5 protein-coding genes are annotated in these 3,260 nt (G+C 39.9%); all 5 read left to right on the top strand.

The window, feature by feature from the left end; all coding sequences use genetic code 11:
* Positions 1-166: 166 nt before the first annotated feature.
* The 5 genes from ACQEXS_RS22305 to ACQEXS_RS22285 all read left to right on the top strand — a co-directional run bounded on the left by ACQEXS_RS22305 (position 167) and on the right by ACQEXS_RS22285 (position 3,029).
* Positions 167-514 (top strand): hypothetical protein, encoded by a 348-nt coding sequence (locus tag ACQEXS_RS22305; RefSeq protein WP_276456935.1) that lies wholly within the window; start codon positions 167-169, stop codon positions 512-514.
* Positions 515-650: 136 nt separating this feature from the next.
* Positions 651-1,190, top strand: coding sequence for a hypothetical protein (locus tag ACQEXS_RS22300; RefSeq protein ID WP_427015255.1), 540 nt, complete (start codon positions 651-653; stop codon positions 1,188-1,190).
* A gap of 141 nt (positions 1,191-1,331) precedes the next feature.
* The gene (locus ACQEXS_RS22295; protein ID WP_164667156.1) at positions 1,332-1,730 is read left to right on the top strand and encodes a hypothetical protein; all 399 of its coding nucleotides are present in this window, start codon (positions 1,332-1,334) and stop codon (positions 1,728-1,730) included.
* A 145-nt stretch (positions 1,731-1,875) separates the two neighbouring features.
* Positions 1,876-2,364 (top strand): DUF523 domain-containing protein, encoded by a 489-nt coding sequence (locus ACQEXS_RS22290; RefSeq protein WP_427015254.1) that lies wholly within the window; start codon positions 1,876-1,878, stop codon positions 2,362-2,364.
* A gap of 134 nt (positions 2,365-2,498) precedes the next feature.
* Complete coding sequence (locus ACQEXS_RS22285) at positions 2,499-3,029, top strand: hypothetical protein (RefSeq protein WP_427015253.1); 531 nt, start codon at positions 2,499-2,501, stop codon at positions 3,027-3,029.
* Positions 3,030-3,260 lie beyond the last annotated feature (231 nt).

Genomic DNA, 3,260 nt, shown 5'->3' with positions numbered 1-3,260 from the left:
GAGTGCGCTGGAAAAATTCACATAACAAAGCATTTAAGAGTGACTCACAACGCTTGGCGATCTCAGTTTAAACTTGGCTTTAGTGTTTAAGGTGTAATGGTTTGGGTTAGGTGTTTTGCGTTGTTCGCACCTTAATGCGGCGTTATGTTCTTTGGCTGGAGAATGCATGGAAACAATAAAATTACTTAACTTGGAGTTTTCCACAGCTGATGCAGAGTACCCAAGTATCCATCAGGAAGAGGGCGACCTTCTAGTCGATTTTAACGATTGGCAAGAGAAAGCGGTCAGGCTTCATTTTTCAGATATTGTAGCATTTAAGTGGCAAATGGTATTTGACTTACATGAGGGAGAAAGGGATGACCGTTGTTATGAAATTTGTGGTTCTTCGTGGCTTACAAAGCACGTTCAGTCAGAAATTATTCATGATCATGAAGGCTACAAGCATTATCGTTTGAATTTTAATGAAGTAGGACAACTTGATGTAATCGCACTAAATCTTCGAGTACGAACATAACAAGGCGTTTAAGACGGATTCACAACGCTTGGCGATTTCACTCCCAGTCAGGTTAAGTGTTTAAGATGCAATGGTTTAGGTTTGGTGGTTGGCGTTGTTCACCACTTAACGCGGCGTTAGTTGTTCAGAGGGTTTTATGGAACTAATTTTCGTATTTTTAGCTTTGGTTGTTGCGTGTATGACTCTATTTATTCAGCGTCAACACAATCGTAAGGAATTACTGCCTGTCTTGACTACATACTTCGAGATTCATTGCACTCAAGAAACGACGAAACTAGCGTTGTGGTTAATTAATGATGGTCACGGTGTTGCTATTCTTAAGGAAACCTCACTTCATTTATATGAAGGAGAAACAATCAAGATTAGTAAAGAAAACGGTTTCTCGGAGGTCATTAAAAAACACTGCCCTGTAGCTAGAAATATTGAGACCTCTTTACCGCACACCTTAGCATCTAATAGTAAAGAACTACTCTATAAGTTTGAAATGCCAAACAATACTGACGGTGTATTTAATGGAGCATCGGCAACTGTCAAAGCAGAGTCCATCTATGAAGATATAATTGTTGCTACAGCCGACGGGTTTGAAGTTACATCAAATCGAAGAGATGCATTAGTTGAGAGTTGGCTTAATGGTATCGTGGATTTTGCTCTTAAAGTCATCCCAAAACGCAACTAACAATAAATTTAAGAGTGATTCACAACGCTTGGCGCTTTCACTTCAAGCCAGTTTAGTGTTTATGGCACAATGGTTTAGGTAAGGTGGCTAGCGTTGTTCACACCTTAATTTGGCGTTATATGTTTAATTTGAGAGCTGCATATGAATCATGAGTTTTACAATCATTTAATTGATAGCGATGCATTTTGTTTACACCTCGGACGGTTAACTTTGATGGTGTCGAAACTCGAATCTTGTTTAAAAGAAATAGTTGTTACCGCTGAGATTAAAATCAGAAACAAGCCGACTTTAGGGGAATTAGTTGGTGCATGTAAAGATCATAAGCTGGTTGGAGATGATGTGTTGTATCTATTAGCTTTCATTTTGGAAAGGCGCAACTATGTAGTTCATAATCTGTATCCACTATTTGATGGAAAGATAGAACCAACACTTTTACCTAATAGCAATTTAATCCCTGAGGATGCAGAGTATCTATTCGCAAAGTGTATTCGAGAATTGTTAGAAGAAGTGCATGAAGTTTTGGGTATGTTAAACATATAACAAACTGTTCAAGAGGGATTCGCAACGCGTGGCATTTTCACTATGCGTTGGTTTAAGTGATTAAGGTGGTATGCAGCGGCTCCGGTATTGCGTTGCTCACCCCTTAACAGGGCGTTAGCTATTTCTAGTATATAAAGGAGTTCCAGTGGTAAAAGTTCTCGTTAGTTCATGTCTGGTTGGAAACAACGTTAGATACAATGCGAGCTGTTTATCAGTCAAAGAGCCTGAGTTGCTATGGCTCAAGTCAAACGCAGAACTAGTGATCTTTTGCCCCGAAGTCTCAGCAGGTTTACCTATTCCTAGAGCACCTGCCGAAATCATTACTGGTAAAGGTGTTGATGTGCTTGATGGTTTGGCAAACGTTGTTGGAAGTGATGGTATTGATGTTACTGAACAATTTGTAAGTGGGGCAGAGAACGCTTTGGAGCTTTGCAAAAAACAGCAAATAAAGTACGCGATACTCGCTGAAGGCAGCCCTTCCTGTGGCAGTTCAAAAATTTATGACGGTACATTCAACGGGATCAAAATCGATGGCTCAGGGGTAGCTACTGCATTGTTAGAGCGCAATGGAATTAAAGTCTACAGTCAACATACGATAACTAAGCTCCGAGAGGTGTTGGAAAAAAATAGCTAACAAACTGTTCAAGAGGGATTCGCAACGCGTGGCATTTTTACTATGCGTTGATTTTAGTGATTAAGGTGGTATGCGGCGGCATTGGTATTGCGTTGCTCACCCCTTAACAGGGCGTTATATTTACAGGAGGTTCAGTGGCTATAACATACTTAGAAATCTTAGATACTATTGTGAAAATTGGGCTAGGTGCTCTAATTAGTGGGATTACAACTTGGAAAGTAACTCAACTGCAACACAAAAATGAAGATGAAAAGCAGAGACGAATACGTAAACTCGAAAGCCTAGAATCTGTAGCTGAACAAGTTGAAATTTTTTCCCATCACACGATGGTCTATTGGGCTAGAATTGTTGACTACACTCGAAGAACAAATTCGGGTTTTAAGCATACCGATGAATTTCTCAAAGAAATCAACGAAGCTAGAGCTAACCTTTATGATTCATATAAAAACCTTAATAGTGCCGAATCCAAGTTGCTGTTGTTAGGGCTGGCAGAGAGTCAGCAGTCATTGAGAGTCTTTGGGGAAGCTGTTTCTAGCTTTTATGCCGAAATATACATTGGAAAGCATGGGAAGCCATTGGACGAAGTCAAACTTTGGCGTGAGGACATATTAGAAAATCGTAGGATATTCTTTGAAGATCTAAGCTCAGCTTATGAGAAATCGTAAATATAACAAGCAATTTAAGAGGGATTCACAACGCTTGGCACTTTTGCTTCTACTTCAAGTTTAGTGTCTATGGCACAATGCTTTAAGTTGGGTGGAGGCGTTGTTCACCCCTTAATTGGGCGTTAGCACACAGGTTCAACATTCGTGATTAAGGAAGAGGTAAATGTCTAAAGATGAAACGCTTCTACATTGTGGAAACTGCAATCAGAAGACGGCTCATAGAAGGCTAAG

Origin of the sequence: Vibrio sp. TRT 17S01, assembly GCF_050113695.1 — a bacterium.
Classification (GTDB): Bacteria; Pseudomonadota; Gammaproteobacteria; order Enterobacterales; family Vibrionaceae; genus Vibrio.
Note: the sequence above shows the minus strand (reverse complement) of the source record. Positions and strands in the feature narration are given on the sequence as shown.